Annotated in this window: 21 protein-coding genes and 1 other annotated feature; of the genes, 18 read left to right on the plus strand and 3 right to left on the minus strand. The window is 28.5% G+C overall.

The features are described 5' to 3' along the window. The first annotated feature begins 75 nt into the window (after window positions 1–75). The 4 genes from P4S50_RS05415 to P4S50_RS05430 all read left to right on the plus strand — a co-directional run bounded on the left by P4S50_RS05415 (window position 76) and on the right by P4S50_RS05430 (window position 3425). Window positions 76–525 (plus strand): nucleoside 2-deoxyribosyltransferase, encoded by a 450-nt coding sequence (locus tag P4S50_RS05415; RefSeq protein WP_277733593.1) that lies wholly within the window; start codon window positions 76–78, stop codon window positions 523–525. A gap of 193 nt (window positions 526–718) precedes the next feature. Then, a complete protein-coding gene (locus P4S50_RS05420; protein WP_277733594.1) occupies window positions 719–961 on the plus strand; it encodes a hypothetical protein in 243 nt (80 codons plus the stop codon). A gap of 245 nt (window positions 962–1206) precedes the next feature. Continuing rightward, a complete protein-coding gene (locus tag P4S50_RS05425) occupies window positions 1207–3006 on the plus strand; it encodes an LTA synthase family protein (protein WP_277733595.1) in 1800 nt (599 codons plus the stop codon). Between the two features lie 116 nt (window positions 3007–3122). Further along, on the plus strand, window positions 3123–3425 hold the full coding sequence (locus P4S50_RS05430) for an HNH endonuclease (protein WP_277733596.1): 303 nt from the start codon (window positions 3123–3125) through the stop codon (window positions 3423–3425). A gap of 40 nt (window positions 3426–3465) precedes the next feature. Here the strand turns inward: P4S50_RS05430 and P4S50_RS05435 are convergent, their stop codons facing one another. Continuing rightward, window positions 3466–4647: an FprA family A-type flavoprotein gene (locus P4S50_RS05435; protein ID WP_277733597.1), complete on the minus strand. Its 1182-nt coding sequence runs from the start codon at window positions 4645–4647 to the stop codon at window positions 3466–3468. 269 nt (window positions 4648–4916) lie between these two features. Here P4S50_RS05435 and P4S50_RS05440 point away from each other — a divergent pair, with 269 nt between their 5' ends. From P4S50_RS05440 to P4S50_RS05485, 10 genes are all read left to right on the plus strand, one after another. After that, window positions 4917–5210, plus strand: coding sequence for a hypothetical protein (locus tag P4S50_RS05440; protein ID WP_277733598.1), 294 nt, complete (start codon window positions 4917–4919; stop codon window positions 5208–5210). Continuing rightward, window positions 5185–7035: a TIGR03960 family B12-binding radical SAM protein gene (locus tag P4S50_RS05445; RefSeq protein ID WP_277733599.1), complete on the plus strand. Its 1851-nt coding sequence runs from the start codon at window positions 5185–5187 to the stop codon at window positions 7033–7035. The genes P4S50_RS05440 and P4S50_RS05445 overlap by 26 nt, the downstream gene beginning before the upstream one ends. Then, window positions 7035–7733, plus strand: a complete 699-nt coding sequence (locus P4S50_RS05450) for a TIGR03936 family radical SAM-associated protein (RefSeq protein ID WP_277733600.1) — start codon at window positions 7035–7037, stop codon at window positions 7731–7733. Before P4S50_RS05445 ends, P4S50_RS05450 begins: the two co-directional genes overlap by 1 nt. An 11-nt stretch (window positions 7734–7744) precedes the next feature. Continuing rightward, a complete protein-coding gene (locus P4S50_RS05455) occupies window positions 7745–9145 on the plus strand; it encodes an Rne/Rng family ribonuclease (protein WP_277733601.1) in 1401 nt (466 codons plus the stop codon). A 135-nt stretch (window positions 9146–9280) separates the two neighbouring features. Further along, window positions 9281–9592: a 50S ribosomal protein L21 gene (rplU, locus tag P4S50_RS05460; protein WP_277733602.1), complete on the plus strand. Its 312-nt coding sequence runs from the start codon at window positions 9281–9283 to the stop codon at window positions 9590–9592. Between the two features lie 4 nt (window positions 9593–9596). Then, a complete protein-coding gene (locus P4S50_RS05465; protein ID WP_277733603.1) occupies window positions 9597–9929 on the plus strand; it encodes a ribosomal-processing cysteine protease Prp in 333 nt (110 codons plus the stop codon). Between the two features lie 5 nt (window positions 9930–9934). Beyond that, on the plus strand, window positions 9935–10225 hold the full coding sequence (gene rpmA / locus P4S50_RS05470) for a 50S ribosomal protein L27 (RefSeq protein WP_277734678.1): 291 nt from the start codon (window positions 9935–9937) through the stop codon (window positions 10223–10225). A 310-nt stretch (window positions 10226–10535) separates the two neighbouring features. Then, window positions 10536–11090, plus strand: coding sequence for a Spo0B domain-containing protein (locus tag P4S50_RS05475; protein ID WP_277733604.1), 555 nt, complete (start codon window positions 10536–10538; stop codon window positions 11088–11090). Window positions 11091–11102: 12 nt separating this feature from the next. Beyond that, window positions 11103–12380, plus strand: coding sequence for a GTPase ObgE (gene obgE / locus P4S50_RS05480; RefSeq protein WP_277733605.1), 1278 nt, complete (start codon window positions 11103–11105; stop codon window positions 12378–12380). A gap of 13 nt (window positions 12381–12393) precedes the next feature. Further along, window positions 12394–12687: a YhbY family RNA-binding protein gene (locus tag P4S50_RS05485; RefSeq protein WP_277733606.1), complete on the plus strand. Its 294-nt coding sequence runs from the start codon at window positions 12394–12396 to the stop codon at window positions 12685–12687. Between the two features lie 56 nt (window positions 12688–12743). On the opposite strand, the gene recX is transcribed toward P4S50_RS05485, so the two are convergent. Next, the gene (gene recX, locus P4S50_RS05490; protein ID WP_277733607.1) at window positions 12744–13376 is read right to left on the minus strand and encodes a recombination regulator RecX; all 633 of its coding nucleotides are present in this window, start codon (window positions 13374–13376) and stop codon (window positions 12744–12746) included. A 170-nt stretch (window positions 13377–13546) separates the two neighbouring features. Beyond that, complete coding sequence (locus P4S50_RS05495) at window positions 13547–14803, minus strand: M14 family metallopeptidase (RefSeq protein WP_277733608.1); 1257 nt, start codon at window positions 14801–14803, stop codon at window positions 13547–13549. A gap of 327 nt (window positions 14804–15130) precedes the next feature. Here P4S50_RS05495 and nadD point away from each other — a divergent pair, with 327 nt between their 5' ends. Genes nadD through rsfS form a run of 4 tightly spaced genes read left to right on the plus strand, consistent with a single transcriptional unit; the run spans window position 15131 to window position 17983 of the window. Next, the gene (nadD, locus tag P4S50_RS05500; RefSeq protein ID WP_277733609.1) at window positions 15131–15811 is read left to right on the plus strand and encodes a nicotinate-nucleotide adenylyltransferase; all 681 of its coding nucleotides are present in this window, start codon (window positions 15131–15133) and stop codon (window positions 15809–15811) included. A 4-nt stretch (window positions 15812–15815) separates the two neighbouring features. Further along, window positions 15816–16391, plus strand: coding sequence for a bis(5'-nucleosyl)-tetraphosphatase (symmetrical) YqeK (gene yqeK / locus P4S50_RS05505; protein ID WP_277733610.1), 576 nt, complete (start codon window positions 15816–15818; stop codon window positions 16389–16391). Window positions 16392–16402: 11 nt separating this feature from the next. After that, the gene (locus P4S50_RS05510) at window positions 16403–17626 is read left to right on the plus strand and encodes an LCP family protein (protein ID WP_277733611.1); all 1224 of its coding nucleotides are present in this window, start codon (window positions 16403–16405) and stop codon (window positions 17624–17626) included. Continuing rightward, window positions 17627–17983, plus strand: a complete 357-nt coding sequence (gene rsfS / locus P4S50_RS05515) for a ribosome silencing factor (protein ID WP_277733612.1) — start codon at window positions 17627–17629, stop codon at window positions 17981–17983. It begins immediately after the preceding gene. 63 nt (window positions 17984–18046) lie between these two features. Further along, window positions 18047–18237: a binding site (T-box leader), on the plus strand. Window positions 18238–18289 lie beyond the last annotated feature (52 nt).

Below are 18289 nucleotides of genomic sequence, written 5' to 3' on the forward strand. Positions count from 1 at the left end.
AAAGTACAATATAGAAATATAGTTAAAGTTATAAAATAGAAAATCAAATATATCTAAGAAAGGAATTGAATTAAAATGTTACTTTACTTTGCAGCACCATTATTTTGTAGTGCAGAATTAGATTTTAATATTAATCTAACAAATAAAATTGAAGATATAGGTTTCAAAGTGTTTTTACCACAGAGAGATGGAGATAAGGTAAATAAAGAACCATATATAAGTATGAAAACAGAAGAAAGAGCAAAAGAAATATTCAACATAGATAAAGCTAATATATTTGAATCTGATATATTTTTATTTGTATTAGATGGTAGAATTCCAGATGAAGGGGCAGCTGTAGCCTTAGGCATTGCACATGCACATAAAGAATTTATTAAAAATGATAGAATTTTGGTAGGGCTTCATACAGATAAACGAGCAGCTTTTATAAATGAAAAATTGAATCCTATGATATATTCGTCTTTAGATTATATTGCAGATAGTGTAGAAGATTTAATAAATTATTTAAAAAAATATATAGATTAAGAAGATGTATTTAAAAAGTAATATGAAAATATTAAGTGATGTTTTAGATGATTTAGTAAGCGAATTTTATGTTGGAGAGAAGTCGTTTTTTAATATTTGAATTACAAATGTTGTATAATGTTGAAAAATATTACATATTATTATATAATCTCTTTTTAAAACAAATTTAGTTTTTAAGGAGGGATGATATATCTTGAAAAAAACAAAACAAATAGTTACCATGTTTTCATTAGGTTTATGTTTGTTGGTAACATCAACGAATTTGGTAAAAGGTTTTATTAATTTATTGACTATAATCAATAGATCGGATGCTAATGTTATTGCTAGATCATTGGGATACGTTATGGGGAATATGATTATTACAGCAATTATATTTACTGTATTAAAAAAGACTTTCAAATCTTCAAAAGAGGGTACTACATACAAAAATAAATAATGTCAACAAAATGCATGCGTGTGTTGAACAATTATAATTTTAAGAGGATAAAGAGAATCCGTAAATCTAAATGATTTACGGATTTTTTTACGTTTATAGAAATTCAGTAAAACACTATAAAAAATAGAATATCCCTTGATATAAAGTAATAATGTTAATAGCACACACATATTCTGAATTATGATTATGAGTAATAATATTTTTAAAATATAGAGATGATGATTTTTAGAAAAGGAGGATTAAGTATGCTTAAAAATATGAAAAACTATAATTTTAGTTTGATTATTTTTGTATTTATATTAAAAATGAGTTTATATTATCATATTATGGGAATTAAAACAAATTTTGAGTTTATTACTTTATTAAGTGTTATATATATAGGATTAATATATACCTTTCTATCACAAAGAAAAAAATGTTTTTTTGGAGTGTATATATTTATTTCTTTGTTCATGTTTGTAGATGTTATTTACTTTAAATATTTTAATCAAAGCTTATCATTTAATATAGTTAGTCAGGCAAGTCAACTAGTTGATGTATTAGAAACTATTAAAATGTTAGTAGGCTTTAAAGAATGTCTGCTATTTTTAGATATATTAGTTATTTATTATTTGAACAAAAGCAATAATCGTAATTATAAGGATTTAATAAAAAATAAAAAATTAAAGTATAAAGTATCACTGATAAGTATAATTTGTATTAGCATGGTATTATTTAATCCATTTAACAATGATTTGGTTAAAGTAATAAATAATGAAGAGTTTTTTACATATCACATTAAAGACATGTATTCAGTTATAGCTAGAAAGAATATTGATATGATAAATAATATAATTATAAATTTAGATCAAAATACAACCGAGAATGCTAAATTGTATGGTATAGCAAAAGATAGAAATCTTATAGTAATTCAAGTAGAGTCATTACAAAATATGGTTGTTAATAGATATTATGATGGGCAAGAGCTTACTCCTAATTTAAATAAATTAATAAAGAAAGATAGTATCTATTTTAATAATTATTATCAGCAGCTTGGAAAAGGTAATACATCTGATGCTGAATTTGTTAGTCAAAACTCTTTATATGCTCCTATGAATGGTCAAGCATATGATATTTATAAAGATAACCATTTTTATGGTTTACCGTGGATACTGAGAGATAAAGGGTATAAAACCATAGCATTCCATGGCTATAAAAAAGAATTTTGGAATAGAGATACAGCATATCCTGGACAGGGATTTGAGACTTTCATCAGTGAAAAAGACTATAAAATAGAAGAAAATATAGGGTTTGGATTAGGAGATAAGTCGTTTTTTAAACAGTCTATTGATTATATGAGGAAAGTAGATAAGCCATTTTATAGCTTCTTAGTTACTCTTACATCCCATAATCCATATAAAATCCCATTAAAAGAGAATGTGATTGAGCTAAAAGAAGAAGAGAAAGGTAATTTATTTGGAGATTATCTACAAGCCGTGCATTATACAGATAAAGCTATTGGCGAGTTCATTAGTTATTTAAAAGATAATAATCTTTATAAAAATTCAATTATTGTAATTTACGGAGACCACTTTGGATTAAGTAGTAAGGATGAAAAAATAAATAAAAATGTAAGGGATTTCTTAGGATATGACTATGATTTTGATGAAATGATGAAAGTGCCATTAATAATTAATATTCCTGGTGAGAATGTTAACCAAACGATTGAAACAGTTGGGGGTCAAATTGATTTTATGCCAACTATATTGAATCTAATGGGTATTGAAAATAAAAATCCATTTACCTTTGGAAAAGATATAGTTAATAGTACATCTGGGTTTGTTGCATCTCAAACATATATGATAAAAGGCTCATTTATTCAAGATAATATAATATTTGAAATGTCTAGAGATGGGGTTTTTGAAAATAGCAGAGCTTGGAATAGGGTTACTAGAGAACCGGTAGATTTGAAAAATTGTAGAGAAGGATACAAAAAAGCTATTAAAGAAATCAATAGATCAATATACATATTGGATAATGATGCACTTAGGCAGGGATTAAAATAAATGATAAGTTAGAAATATAAAAAATGCTTTTGATTTAGTATTAAGAATAAAAACTACTATTAAATGCAAACTATATTATATATTAAGATAAATATATAGAAGGGAATAATATATTTATGATATCTAAAAATGTAGTTTGTGAATTATGTGAGCGAGAAGGAGTTGAAACCACACAACATCATCTAACACCTAGAGAAGAAGGTGGAAAATTTATGCCAACAGCTAATTTATGCATAATATGTCATAAACAAATACATGCTCTTTATACTAATAAAGAACTTGCTCAAAGGTTATACACTATTCAACTACTTAAAAATGATGAAAAGGTTAGTAAGTATTTAAAATGGATAAAAAAACAACCTCCTACAACAATACTAAAAGTTAAAAAATCTAATGAAATTAAGAGGAAAAGAAGATAATAAAAATCCGTAAATCAAAATGATTTACGGACTTTTTTAATTATATATGCTTTGCAAATTCTTTACCGAATTCTACACATTGATTTAAAGTTTCATCAGATGGTGAGAATTTCTTTGTTATAGACTCAACAGGCATCTTAAAGCCCATTATCTTAAGCATAGACTCTGCCATCTTAATTCCTTCTCCACTCCATCCGAATGAACCAAATACTCCAGATATTTTACCCATATTAGCCATAGGATCTATTATTGATAAAGCATCCCACATAGGTTTAACCATAGATTTGTTTATAGTAGGAGATCCTAGTAAAAGTCCTTTAGACATATTTATAGTATCATGAATAGTCTCTAAGCTTTCTTTTTCTATATCTAAAAACTCTACTGCAACTCCTTCAGACTCTAGTCCTTCTTTTATTTTTTCAGCCATTAAAACAGTATTTCTATAAGCTGATAGGTAAAGTAGGGCTACTTTCTTTTGATTTGAAGTTTCAACTACCTCAGTAGACCACTCAGTATATTTTTGTATATTGTAGCTTATATCTTCAGATAATATAGGACCATGAGAAGTTAATATTGTATCTATTTCAAAATTTTTAACTTTATTTATAGCACTTAGAGCATGCTTTGCAAAAGGTTTTACTATACAGTCATAATAATGTTTTAATGATTTCTTGTAATCATCAGTATGAACAATCTTAGGGTCTACACTTGCATAGTGAGAACCAAAAGCATCACATGAGAATAATACTTTATCTGATTCACTGTATACAAACATAGTGTCAGACCAGTGAAGGAATGGTGCTGTTACAAACTTCAATTTCTTGCTTCCGATGTCAAGTTCTTCTCCGTCTTTTATAACATGACATTTAAATTCTGTATTTACTTGTTCTTTTAAGAATATACTAGCAGCCTTAGTACAGTAGACTTCTATATTAGGATTTATCTCTAGTATGTACTTTAAAGATCCAGAGTGATCTGGTTCAGTGTGATTTATTATTACGTAATCTATGTCTTTAATATCAGTCAATTTAGATAATTTTTCAAGATATTCATCTTTAAAATTTGCTTTAACAGTATCTATCAATACTTTTTTCTCGTCATCTATAAAGTATGAATTATAAGTGCTTCCAAACTCTGTCTTCATTATAATATCGAAGACTTCAAGACCTGGGTCTAATACTCCTGTCCAATGAATGTTATTTTTTATTTTAAATGATTCCATTTATAAAATACCTCCCAAATTTATTATATTGACTATATACCCGTACAATATTAATTTAATCATAAAATATGGATAAAGTAAAACTTACTTTGACTGAATTTTTAGATTTTGTATAAATTCTAGATTAAAATTTACTATATAAGTTAATTATTAAAATAATATAGGAATAATATTCATATAATTAAATATAAGATTATTACATAGGTGATACAGAGTTATTTATTTGAAGGTAAATTAAAAAGTTAATGTATATTAGGGAGGGGTTATTTATGATTAGGAAAAATAAGTTTAAAAGAAATTTAAGAAGAAATAGGTTTAAAAAAACAGGATTTAACAAAAATACAAATAGAGTTAATAAACTTTTGATACAGTTTGTAATTTCATGTATAATTGTCTTATTGGCTTTTGGGACAAAATTAAATATATATAACAGTCAGAGATATACAAATCAGCTTAAAACAGTCTTGGAATATAACGTAGACTTTAAAGAATATTCAAATGTATTACACAAAAAAGTGACGGAGGTATTGAAAATATATGACCAAAAAGGTGAACTTGAATGATATTTTAATGAAGGTTGAAAAGCCTGCAAGATATCTAGGAAATGAAATAAATGCTTATCATAAGGATACATCAAATGAAGATTTAATTAGATTTGGTTTTTCTTTTCCAGATGTATATGAAGTGGGAATGAGTCATTTAGGACTTCAAATATTATATGGAGTTTTAAATGAGAGAGAAGATATTTTATGTGAAAGAATATTTTCTCCAGGTATTGATATGGAAGAAAAAATGAGAGAAAATAACATTCCAATGTTTGGATTGGAATCAAGAGAAAGTATTACTAACTTTGATTTTCTAGCATTTACGCTACAATATGAGCTTTCTTATACAAATATATTAAATATATTAGATTTAGCTAAGGTTGAAATTTTAGCTAAAGACAGAAAAAGAAATGATCCTTTTATATTAGTTGGAGGACCGTGTGCTTATAATAGTGAACCTTTAGCAGATTTTGTTGATATTGTTTCTCTTGGAGAAGGAGAAGAAGTTTTATTAGAAGTAGTAGATAGATATAAGATGTGGAAGAATACAGATAAATCTAGAGAAGAATTCTTATATGATTTAGCTAAAAATGTAGATGGGATATATATTCCTTCTTTATATGAGGTTGAATACAATGAGGATAATACAGTAAAAAGTGTTACTCCATCAAAAGATGATATACCTAAAAAAATTCAAAAGAGAATAATAAAGAATTTAGATGAGTGCTTTTTCCCAGAAAAAATAGTAGTTCCTTATATAAATATAGTGCACAATAGAATAATGCTTGAGTTATTTAGAGGATGTACAAGAGGATGTAGATTCTGTCAAGCGGGTATGATATACAGACCTATAAGGGAGAGAAGTGTAGATAGATTAAAAGATATTGCTAAGAAACTAGTTGAAAGTACTGGACATGAAGAGATGTCTTTAGCGTCTTTAAGTACTAGTGATTATTCAAATCTTGGAGCGATAACAGATCATTTAATTGAAGAGTATTCTAAAAAACAAAGAGTAGCTCTATCTCTTCCATCTTTAAGACTGGATAACTTCTCTTTAGAACTTGCACATAAGGTTCAAGAGGTTAGAAAGAGTGGATTAACATTTGCACCAGAAGCTGGAACTCAAAGACTTAGAGATGTTATAAATAAGGGAATTACTGAATTTGATCTTGAAAATGCAACTAGAAAAGCATTTGGAAAAGGATGGAATAGTGTAAAGCTTTACTTTATGATAGGACTTCCTACAGAAAAGTATGATGATTTAGATGGAATAAAGGATCTTGCTTATAAGGTAATAGATATATACAGAGATGTTCATGAAGGAAAGTTAACTAGAAACTTTGGTGTTACAGTTAGTACATCTACATTTGTTCCAAAACCATTTACTCCATTCCAATGGCATGGACAAGATACTCAAGATGAAATTAGAGAAAAACAAATACATTTAACTAAAAAATTAAAAAATAGAAATATTAAGTATAACTACCATGATAGTAAAACAAGCTTGTTAGAGGCTGTAATGGCAAGAGGAGATAGAAGAATAGGTCAGGTTATTTATGATGCATATAAAAAAGGATGTAAGTTTGATGGATGGGGTGAGCACTTCAAATTTGATTTATGGGTAGAGGCTTTTGAAGAGAACAATATCGATATGGCTTTTTATGCTAACAGACATAGAGAGTATGATGAAGTATTCCCTTGGGATCATATAGATGTAGGTGTTAGTAAGAAGTTCTTAGAAAGAGAAAATGAACTTTCAAAAACTGAAACTTTAACTCCTGATTGTAGACATAAATGTAATGCTTGTGGTATAAATACTGACTTAGCAAGGGGGTTATGCTAATGAATGTTATAAGATGTAAGTTTACTAAAGAAAAAGATATGATATATATATCTCATCTAGACCTTCAAAGACTTTTACAAAGAATTTTAAGAAAAGCTGGAATCAAGGTAGCTTATTCTCAGGGATTCAATCCTCATCCAAAGATCTCATTTGGACAGGCACTATCTTTAGGTGTTATAAGTTATGGAGAGTACATCGATGTTGAACTTGAGGATATAATTGAGGCAGAGGAATTTATGACTAGAGTAAATAATGCTCTTCCGGATGGAATAAAAATTCAAAAGGCAAAGTTCATAGACAAGACTACTACTAAGTCACTTAGTTCATCTATAAGCCATGGCTCATACTTAATAAGCATGAATATAAATTCTGATATAGAAGTTGAAGATATAAAAACAAAAGTTGATGAATTCATGAAGCTTGATGAAATAATAAATATAAAAAAGAACAAAAAAGGGAAATTAAAAGAAGTAAACATAAGACCGTTAATAAAAACAGTAAAAGTGGTATCTTTAGAAGAAAACATACTTACTTTAAATATGTTAGTTTCAACTGGATCTAGTGCAAACTTAAATCCAAGTGTTTTACTAGATAAGTTAAATGGATTTTCTGATATAGGTATAGACCTTGAAAATCTTAAAATAATTAGAAATGATTTATATATAGAAGAGAATAATAAACTTTTAGCACCTATGTAGGATGTGATTTAATGAAAAGATTATTAGTAGATATAGGTCTATATCAATCTAAGGTTGCTTATGTTGAGGATGATAAAATAGTTGATTTATTCATTCAAGATAAGATGGATGAGAAACTACAAGGGAATATCTATAGAGGGATAGTAAAAAATGTGCTTCTTGGAATGGAAGCTGCATTTGTAGATATAGGAATTGATAAAAATGCGTATCTAAAGCTTTCTAAAGGTCATAATATAAAAACAGGACAAGAAGTGCTTGTTCAAGTTAACAAAGAAGCAATAAATGATAAAGGACCTAAAATCACTCAAGAAATAAGTATACCTGGCAGATACTTGGTATTAATGCCTACTAGAGATGATATAGCTATATCAAATAAGATAAAAGATAAAGAAGAAATAAAGAGAATCAAATCCATAATAGAAGAAATAGATATTAAGGGTATGGGACTTATAATAAGAACTGATGCTATAGATAAAGAAAAAATAGACTTTGAAAATGATATAAATCAAACTTTAAAAACATGGAACGAAATTCAAACCAGTAATAAATTAGGTATGGGTTCAAAGGCTTTGTATAAGGATTTAGACATAACACTAAAGGTTATACGAGATGTTTTTACAAGTGATTTTGAAAAGATAATTGTAAATAACAAACAAGAATATGAAAAAATAGTTGATGTTTTAACTAAAATAGATAAGTCATTTAAAAATAAAGTTGAACACTTTGATGAAGGACTTGACTTGTTTGATTATTACAAAGTAAAAAAAGATTTAAAGACAGCTTTAAATAGGAAGGTATGGCTAAAAAATGGTGCTTATATAATAATAGATAAGACAGAAGCCATGACTGTTATAGATGTAAATACAGGAAAGTTTACAGGTAAATTAGGGCTTGATGAAACTGTATTTAAAACAAACTTAGAGGCGTGTAAAGAAATAGCTAGGCAAATAAGGCTTAGAAATGTAGCAGGAATTATAATTATAGATTTTATAGATATGAAAAAAGATAATTATAAACAACAGATTTTAAAAAAGCTTCAAATATATTTAAATAAAGACAAAACAAAAGCAAGAGTACTAGGAATGACAAATTTAGGACTTGTAGAAGTTGTTAGGAAAAAATCTAATGATACACTAGATAAGTACTTTAAAACAGAATGTATTTATTGTAGTGGACAAGGTAGTTTGAAATCTAAGAACAAAATACTAAATGATATAGAAAAGGAAATAATAAGAATTAAAAAACATACAAATCTTGAAAAAGTTATGTTTAAAGCTTCGAATCATATATTTAATTTAGTAAAAGAAGATGATTTTAAATATGTAAAAGAAATATCTAAATATTATGATATTAACATTGAATTTTCAGAGGATAAGGATTTGACTCCAAACAAGATAATAACTATATATTAAAGTAAATATTTTCTTGACAACAAATCAAAACTTTGATAATATTTATATCTGTAGTAAGTAGCCGCACAATCCGGGTTACAAAATCCTAATTAGGTACCTAGAATTGGCGAGACTGGTTTGAGGAGGTGTAACATAATGTACGCAATAGTAGAGACAGGTGGAAAGCAATACAGAGTTTCTGAGGGAGACGTATTATTCGTTGAAAAATTAGAAGCTAATGCAGGAGATGTTGTTACTTTAGACAAGGTATTAGTTTGTTCTAAAGACGGAAATCTTGTAGTAGGAAACCCAGTAGTTGATGGAGCTAAAGTTGAGGCTAAAGTTTTAGAGCAAGGAAAATCTAAAAAAGTTGTAGTTTTCAAATACAAGCCGAAAAAAGACTACAGAAGAAAGCAAGGACATCGTCAACCTTACACTAAGATAGTTATAGAAAAGATAAACGCTTAATTCTATGATTAAAATTGTGATAAGAAGAGATTTTAAAAGTGATATAGTTGAATTTAATGTAAAAGGTCATGCAGGTTTTGCAGAACATGGACAAGATATTGTCTGTGCAGCAGTTTCAGTATTGACTCAAACAGCACTAATTGGAATACATGAATATGCGAAAGTAGAGTCAAAGTATCAAATTAGTGATGGAAATCTTAAATGCAAAATACCTTTTAATATTTCGGATGATAAAAGAAACATAATTAATCCTATACTTGAGACTATGGTATTAGGACTTAAAAATATAAAAGAAGAATACTCTTCTTATATAAAAATTAAAGAAGAGGAGGTGTAATTATGATGTTAAAAATGAACCTTCAGTTATTTGCCAGTAAAAAAGGAGTTGGTTCTTCTAAGAACGGACGTGACTCTATATCAAAAAGACTTGGAGTTAAGAGATATGACGGACAAGTTGTTACTGCTGGAAGTATAATAGTTAGACAAAGAGGAACTAAAATTCACCCAGGAACTAATGTAGGAAAAGGCGGAGACGATACATTATTTGCTAAGGTTGATGGAGTAGTTAAGTTCGAAAGAAAAGATAAAAAAAGAAAGCAAGTTAGCATATATCCAGTTGCTGCTGCTGAATAATCAAAAAGGAGTGTTTTTAAACACTCCTTTTTATAATGAGTAGGAATTTCAAAGTAGACTACCTATATATTTAAATAAAGGTTACTTTATCCGAAAGCTAAGAATTCTACAGCTTCTGGATTAGTTCAACTAGAAATTCAGATAGAATAAAAGCTCTATCTGAATTAAGTTTCACTTTATAATGAATAGGAAATTATCAACTTCTAATATTTAGCAAGTAATTTCTGTGAGAACATCAAAGTTAAAAGAGGACTGCCCTTTCAATTAGCAGAATTAAGATAATTATAAGTTGATATGAGGAGGGCTTTATTTGAAAAAAATTAATGATTCGGATTTAGAATATTGGAATTTAATAGAGGATTTATTGAAACAGCAAAGACATGATTACTTGAATGAAATACAAATAATATTTGGATATATAAAGCTTAATAAAATAGATGAAGCTGTTGAATATATAAATAAAATTAGAAATGAAGCATCTGTTAGTTCCAAATTATCAAATTTAAGCTGCATTGAATTGTATTTGATGCTTGAAAAAAAACTAAAGAAGTGCCGAAAAGAAGGCGTTAATATAGATTTTAATATATACACTAATGCTAAAAGAGAAAACTTTAAAGATAGACAAGTATCAAAAAGCTTGATATACATGGAAAAAGCGTTAGATAAAATATTTAGTTATATGAATAATAATAACGAATTTGAAGAATATATAATTTATATTGAAGAAACATCAGAGTATTTCATATTGAAAGTTGCTCTTGAATATTTAAAAGACATTGAAAGTATAAAAAAAGAGCTTGATTCAGATCTTGTGGAAGTTATTATTGAAGAAGATCATTTGATATATGAAATTGAGCTTGAATAAAGGGTGATAAGAATGTTTATAGATAAGGCTAGGATATTCGTTAAATCTGGAAAAGGTGGAAATGGAGCTGTAGCTTTCAGAAAAGAAAAGTACGTTCCTGCTGGAGGACCTGCTGGAGGAGACGGAGGTAACGGAGGTAACGTTGTATTTGAAGTTGACGAAGGATTAAGAACATTAATGGACTTTAGATACAAGACAAAGTACAACGCTGAAAATGGAGAAGATGGAAAAAAGAAAAGAATGCATGGTAAGTCTGTTGAAGATTTAGTTCTTAAAGTTCCTCCAGGAACTTTGATAAGAGATGAGGAGACAAATCTTATAATAGCAGATCTTAGAAAGCATGGAGACCGAGCTATAGTTGCTAAGGGTGGAGCTGGAGGACGTGGTAATACTCATTTTACAACAGCTATAAGACAAGCTCCGAGTTTTGCAGAAGCTGGGAAAGCAGCTCAAGAGAGATGGATTATACTAGAACTTAAAATGATAGCTGATGTTGGATTAGTGGGATTCCCAAATGTAGGTAAATCTACATTTTTATCTGTTGTAACAAAAGCTAAACCAAAAATTGCAAATTATCATTTTACTACTATAAAGCCTAATCTAGGAGTAGTTCAAACTAAATTTGGAGATTCTTTTGTTCTTGCTGATATTCCTGGACTTATAGAAGGTGCTCATGAAGGAATAGGTCTTGGTCATGCGTTTTTAAGACATGTTGAAAGAACTAAGGTTCTTATTCATATAGTAGATATATCTGGAATAGAAGGTAGAGATCCTATAGAGGATTTTGATAAAATAAATGAAGAATTAAAATTATACAATGATAAGTTAACTACTAGATCTCAAATAGTAGTTGCAAATAAAATGGATATACCTGAATCTAGAGAAAACTATGAAAAATTCAAAGAAGAAATTGAAAAAAGAGGATATAAGGTATTTGGTATGTCTGCTGCTACAAGAGATGGTATAGATGATGTAATAAACTATGCTGCAACTATTGTAAAGGAGACAGAAGATATAGAATTGGTATCAGAAGCTGAAATGTTAAAAGAAGAGGATGTAAAGCCTAAGAAAGAAGAAATAGAGATAACTAATGAAGGCGGAGTTTTTGTAATAGAAGGAAAATCTCTTCAAAGACTTTTATACTCTGTTAACTTTGAAGATATGGAATCAGTTCAATACTTCCAAAAGATAATGGATAAAAAAGGTGTATTCCAAAGATTAAAAAATATGGGTGCACAAGACGGAGATACAGTTAGATTATATGACTTAGAATTTGAATACTACGAGTAAAATGGAGGATATTATGTTAAAAGGAAAACAAAGATCTTATTTAAAAGCTATGGCGAATAAAACAAAATCTATAACTCAAATCGGTAAGGAAGGCGTTACTGAAGCGTTTTTAAAACAATTAGAAGGCGCTTTAGAAGCTAGAGAAATAGTTAAAGTTACAGTACTTGAGAATAGTGGACTTGACGCAAAGGAAACTGCAAATGAAGTAGCAAAAGCGGTAAGAGGAGAATTTGTTCAAGCGATAGGATCGAAATTCACTATATATAAGAAAAATATTGAAAATCCTAAAATAGATTTACCTAAATAATGGAGAGTTATAAATAATACCCGTATTAATTTTAATTAATACGGGTATTATTATATCTAAAATTCAGTATTCATGATTTTGTTTACTACTTTTCGTACGGTGTCATATCCAAAACCTTTATAAGTGAGGTGGCTAGATAGTTTTTGATATATTTTGTTTTTATCTTCGTTTTTTATTTTTTCATATCTTTTATTTCCTAGATAAAGTGCGTTCTCAAACTCTTTATCTTCATCTACTTCGGATTCTAAGGCGGTATTTATTGTTGAACTATCAATTCCTTTTGAATACAAAGCTTGCTTGATTCTATTTTTTCCGTATTTATTTATATTGAGTTTATCTTTTACCATATTTTTAGCTAGAATTTCATCATCTATAAATTTATATTCTTTTAAAAAATCCAAAACTCTATCTATGGTTTTTTCGTTGAATTCATTTTTTGAAAGCTTATATACTATATTTTTTTGAGATTGAGGAGCTCTGGATAATATATTTAAAGCTTTGTTTTTTGCTTTTAGGTACATCTCGTCATCTATAATTTTTTGAACAGATTCTTTATCTATATCGTTTCCTTTTTTTAGCTTTAAAGTGTAGACTAAGTCTGCATAGATCCCAATAAAGAACTCATCATCTACATAAATGTTTACTCTATCTTTATTTTTTTGTTCTTCTATTTTCGTTATCTTTGGCATATAATCATCCTTTTTATATTTAGTAAAAAATTTTATAATTTTTAGTTTGCACATAATATTGATAGGTAAGCGAAAGCATCAACTATTTTGAGCAACGGAGCCCGTTAGGACTCGTTGGCGACATGAGCTATGCGTTAGCATAAAGCGAATTTTTTTAATTTAGTAAGAAACTATATAACAGATGCTAGTAATAAAAGTTCCTCGTTATCATTGTATATCTTATCAAACTGAGATATAGGAAGTGGATTTACTCCTTTTCCGACCTCTACTGTATATCCTGGTCTCTTATATTCTTTGATAAACCAATCTTTATAGCCAGAATAAGAAGTGATTCCAGTGGGTTCATCTAAAAGGTATCCACTAACTTCAGAAAAAGATTTTCCTATATCTTTTGCCTCTGGTGGAGCCATATTCATATAATTCCAGTAAATAACTTCTCCCTGAGAGTGATAAGCAAGGACTAATCGAGGATCTAAACTTCTAGTGAATTCTACAACTGCTTTTGATTCTGGTTCTGATTCTGGATATTCTCCTGAATATCTTGTAGGACCAGGACCGTCAATCCCGTATAGAGATTCTGCTTCTTTTGATAATTCCCAGGAGGCATCATAGTTGTGATTGAGATCCACGCCTCTGATGTTAGCGCTCCAATTTTTTGAAAAATCTGTACTTCCGTTATTCCATTTTATTAGATCGTCATAATAAGGGTTATCTTCTTGAAGTCCATTCAAAACTAAATCAACTCCATCTGGGTTTACCATAGGCATTATATAAATTGTACTTTGATCCCAAATATCTTTTGGATTATATCCTTTTATTGTTTTGTTTTTAGAATATGCTTTAGAAAAGTTTTCTATAAATTTCATCAAAAGAGGAGTTGTTATCCATTCAATAGCATGGTGAGATCCATTATAAAATACTTTGTTAGGTCCATTTCCTAGTTTAACGGAATAAAGGTTTTTGTCAAGAACGCTTTTTCCGGAAGTAGATACTTCTATAAATGGATATCTCTTTTTTAAAGCTGTTAAGTCTTTTTCTAAAATATCGTAAGTGTAATCTATATTAGTATCAACTATATCAAAATTATATGGAATTGTAATGATTTCTCCTTCTTTTATATTATTTAAACTTATATTTGGATTTGCTGTTAATATAGAATTTATAGTAGTGTTAAAATTCTTTGCTATTTTTGAAAGTGTATCATCTTGTTTTATTTCATATTCTTGATATCCAAGAAGGTATTTTTGTAAAGCTTCATACGTTTGAGAATCTAATTCCTTACTTGGAGTCAGGTTGTTCGCTATTTGAAATTGTTCAAGTGCTGTTTGAGTTTGAGATCCTAATACACCATCTATTGGTCCAGGATTAAAGGATAATTTCTTTAAAAGTGATTGTAATTGTTTAATCTCTGTAGTGCTATAATTCATATTATCAACCTCCGAAAATAATATTGTATTAATATTTTATAGAATTTCAGTTTTTTGGTGAACAATATAAATATAGATGTAGAATGCGTATTAACTTAAAGTCCTTAAAATAATGTATCTAAAAGCTAAGAATTCTAAAACTTCACTCATTTAAAGCTAGAGATAAGAATTCTACAGTTTCTGGATTAGTTTACCCCAGGGTACACGCAACTAGAAATTTAGATGGATTAAAAACTCCATCTGAATCAAGTTTCACTTTATATATCTTTAAATTTTAAAGGAAATATTATATAATATGTAGGTTAGTAATATAAAAGAGGTGTTTAAATGAATGCGAGTTATATTTTAAAAAAAGCGATTATTATTAATAAAAAGAAATCTAAGAAATTATATACTAGGTCATCTTTGAAAAAAATAGGTGTAATGGGAGGCACTTTTAATCCTATTCACTATGGTCATCTAGCAACAGCAGAAGCAGTTAGAAATAAATATGATTTAGATAAAATTATATTTATGCCATCTGGAACGCCCCCTCATAAATCAAAAAAAGAAATAATAGATAAAAAACATAGATACAATATGACTATGATTGCTACTATGAGCAATACATACTTTGAAGCATCTGATATTGAGATAAAAAGAGAGGGCATGACTTATACTGTTGATACTCTTGAAGAATTAAAAAGAATTTACAAAAATTCTCAAATATTCTTTATAACAGGTGCAGATGCATTGTGTGACATAGATAGTTGGAAGTATCTTGAAAAAAACTTTGAATTAGCTACATTTGTGGGAGCTACAAGACCTGGAATAGAATGTGATGAGGTAAATCAAAAAATAAACCAATTAAAGCAAAAATATGATGCAAACATACTTAATATATACGTTCCATCTCTTGATATATCTTCTACTGATTTGAGGAATAGAATTAAAAAAATAGAATCTATTAAGTATTTACTTCCTGAAAATGTGGAAAAATATATTTATAAAAATAATTTATATAGGTGATGTTATGGAATTAAATGAGATGATACAAATATTAGAAAAAATAATAACTCCAAAGAGGCTAAAACATTCATTAGGAGTAGTTGAAAGTGCTAAAAAATTAGCAAGTATTTACAAAGAAGATATAGAGAAAGTAGAGGTTGCAGCTTTATTACATGACTGCGCAAAATGTCTAAACAAGGAAGAAGTATTACATTTAGTTCGAAAATGTGATATATTATTAGATGATATTGAAAAAAAAGAAACTGAACTTGCACATGGGAAAATAGGTGCTTATTTATGCAAAGAAAAATTTGGTGTCTATGATAATGACATATTATCAGCTATAACATACCACACAACAGGTAAAAAAAACATGAGTAAACTTGAAAAAATAATATATTTAGCGGATTTTATAGAACCCAATAGAAATTATGATGGAGTTGATGAACTTAGGAATGTGGCTTATAATGAAGGATTAAATGAAGCCTTACTTATGGCATTCGACAACACTATTAAATACGTTATTTCTATAAAAAAGATTATTCATCCTAGAACTATTGAAGCTAGAAATTTTTTACTTGGAGAATTAAATGAAATATAGGAGTGATAACTTTGAAGCACTTTTTTAAAATTTTTATAGTTTTTTTCGTTATATTTAGTATGATATTTGGAACTAGTCTATATCTTATTGTAGCTAAAGAAAACGATCAATTAGTAAAAATTCCAATGCCTGATGAAGTAACTACAACTGTAGTTAAAGATGAAGATGAAAGAGTTAATGTATTGCTTCTTGGCGTGGATAGTTTAAATGGAGATAAAAAAGGTATTAGAACTGACACTATGATGGTTTTGAGTATGGACCCTAAAAATGGAGATTCATCTATACTATCAATACCAAGAGATACTAGGGTTAAGATAAGAGGGAGAAAAGGATATGACAAGATAAATGCAGCACATGCATATGGTGGAGTTGAATTAGCTGTTCAAGCTGCTAAAGATCTTTTAGGAATACCAATACATCATTATGTTAAAGTTGATTATCAAGCACTTTATAAAACTGTTGATGATGTAGGTGGTGTTGAAGTCAATATTCCTATTAATATGAATTATGATGATCGTTATGCTACACCACCTCTTCACATTCACTTTAAAAAGGGAACGCAAGTATTAGATGGACAAGAAGCTATGGAATTCTTAAGATTTAGAAAAAATAACGGCGGCGGTGGTTATCCAAGAGGAGATTTAGATAGAATTGAAACTCAACAGAAGTTTATGGATGCTTTAGCTAAAAAGGTTTTAAGTGCATCATCTATATTTAGAATAAAAAGTTATATAGACACTTTAAATGAGTATGTAGATACTGATATGAGTGTAGGTGAAATGGCATCACTTGGAATGCAAGCTAAAGATATAGACGTAAGTAATATAAGAAAAGAGACTGTTCCTGGAGTTGCTATGTACATAAATGGAATTTCTTATTATAATCCTAATAATGATAAGATAAATAAATTAGTAAATGAGCTTTATTATGGTAATAATAATCAAAGTAATGTAGATTTGAATATTGCAGTATTTAATGGCTCTGGTTTATCTGGAGTTGCAACAGAAGTTTCTAATAAGCTTGCACGTCAAGGATTAAAACCTAATACAGTGGGTAATGCTGATGATTTTAATAATCCTAAGACTATAATATATTATGATTCTAAAAAAGAAGAAGCTCAAAAAATAAAACAAATTATAGGTAAAGGCGAGTTGAGAAAAGATAAATCTAAGATTGAAGATAAAAATATGGATATAATAGTTTTAATAGGTAAAGATATTCGAGGAGGAAATTAAATGATAGAAAGTATTGAACAAATTGTAAAAGTAGCACACGATGCTATAGATGATAAATTAGGGGAAGATATAATTGTTTTAAATGTTGGAAAAATATCTTCTGTTGCTGATTACTTTATAATAGCTAGTGCACCATCAGAAAGACAAGTAAAGGCTATAGCTCATAATGTAGAAGATGAACTTAAAAAGAACGATATATGTGTTATATCAAAAGAAGGACAAGATACATCAAGATGGATACTTCTTGATTATGGAGATATAGTAGTACATATATTCCATGATGATGAAAGAGATGTATATAGCTTAGAAAGATTATGGAAAGATGCACCAAATGTAGATGTTGACAATTTAGCTTAAAAGTCGTATTATATATAAAATGAAACTTAATTCAGAAGCTGTATTATTACAATTAATAGCTTTAGGATAATAATAGTCTAGAGTAGTAAAAGGAAGTTGTTCTTTAAGAGAGCTAGTGTGTGGTGGAAACTAGTAGAACATGCCTTTGAACTTGCTAGTTAATACTATTAGGGGTGGCTCCCTTATAAGCTACACTAAGAGGGCTTTTTAGCCAATTAGGGTGGTACCGCGAGATATAACTCCTCGTCCCTAAATATACAGGGATAGAGGGGTTTTTTTATACAAAAATACAAATGGAATATAAAT

This window comes from Tepidibacter hydrothermalis, assembly GCF_029542625.1.
Classification (GTDB): domain Bacteria; phylum Bacillota; class Clostridia; order Peptostreptococcales; family Peptostreptococcaceae; genus Tepidibacter_A; species Tepidibacter_A hydrothermalis.

Excerpts from the sequence above, each read along its gene's own strand:
- P4S50_RS05415 (WP_277733593.1), top strand. The coding sequence starts at position 76 with ATGTTACTTTACTTTGCAGCACCATTATTTTGTAGTGCAGAATTAGAT.
- P4S50_RS05425 (WP_277733595.1), top strand. The coding sequence starts at position 1,207 with ATGCTTAAAAATATGAAAAACTATAATTTTAGTTTGATTATTTTTGTA.
- P4S50_RS05430 (WP_277733596.1), top strand. The coding sequence starts at position 3,123 with ATGATATCTAAAAATGTAGTTTGTGAATTATGTGAGCGAGAAGGAGTT.
- P4S50_RS05435 (WP_277733597.1), bottom strand. The coding sequence starts at position 4,647 with ATGGAATCATTTAAAATAAAAAATAACATTCATTGGACAGGAGTATTA.
- P4S50_RS05440 (WP_277733598.1), top strand. The coding sequence starts at position 4,917 with ATGATTAGGAAAAATAAGTTTAAAAGAAATTTAAGAAGAAATAGGTTT.
- P4S50_RS05445 (WP_277733599.1), top strand. The coding sequence starts at position 5,185 with ATGACCAAAAAGGTGAACTTGAATGATATTTTAATGAAGGTTGAAAAG.
- P4S50_RS05450 (WP_277733600.1), top strand. The coding sequence starts at position 7,035 with ATGAATGTTATAAGATGTAAGTTTACTAAAGAAAAAGATATGATATAT.
- P4S50_RS05455 (WP_277733601.1), top strand. The coding sequence starts at position 7,745 with ATGAAAAGATTATTAGTAGATATAGGTCTATATCAATCTAAGGTTGCT.
- rplU (WP_277733602.1), top strand. The coding sequence starts at position 9,281 with ATGTACGCAATAGTAGAGACAGGTGGAAAGCAATACAGAGTTTCTGAG.
- P4S50_RS05465 (WP_277733603.1), top strand. The coding sequence starts at position 9,597 with ATGATTAAAATTGTGATAAGAAGAGATTTTAAAAGTGATATAGTTGAA.
- rpmA (WP_277734678.1), top strand. The coding sequence starts at position 9,935 with ATGTTAAAAATGAACCTTCAGTTATTTGCCAGTAAAAAAGGAGTTGGT.
- obgE (WP_277733605.1), top strand. The coding sequence starts at position 11,103 with ATGTTTATAGATAAGGCTAGGATATTCGTTAAATCTGGAAAAGGTGGA.
- P4S50_RS05485 (WP_277733606.1), top strand. The coding sequence starts at position 12,394 with ATGTTAAAAGGAAAACAAAGATCTTATTTAAAAGCTATGGCGAATAAA.
- recX (WP_277733607.1), bottom strand. The coding sequence starts at position 13,376 with ATGCCAAAGATAACGAAAATAGAAGAACAAAAAAATAAAGATAGAGTA.
- P4S50_RS05495 (WP_277733608.1), bottom strand. The coding sequence starts at position 14,803 with ATGAATTATAGCACTACAGAGATTAAACAATTACAATCACTTTTAAAG.
- nadD (WP_277733609.1), top strand. The coding sequence starts at position 15,131 with ATGAATGCGAGTTATATTTTAAAAAAAGCGATTATTATTAATAAAAAG.
- yqeK (WP_277733610.1), top strand. The coding sequence starts at position 15,816 with ATGGAATTAAATGAGATGATACAAATATTAGAAAAAATAATAACTCCA.
- rsfS (WP_277733612.1), top strand. The coding sequence starts at position 17,627 with ATGATAGAAAGTATTGAACAAATTGTAAAAGTAGCACACGATGCTATA.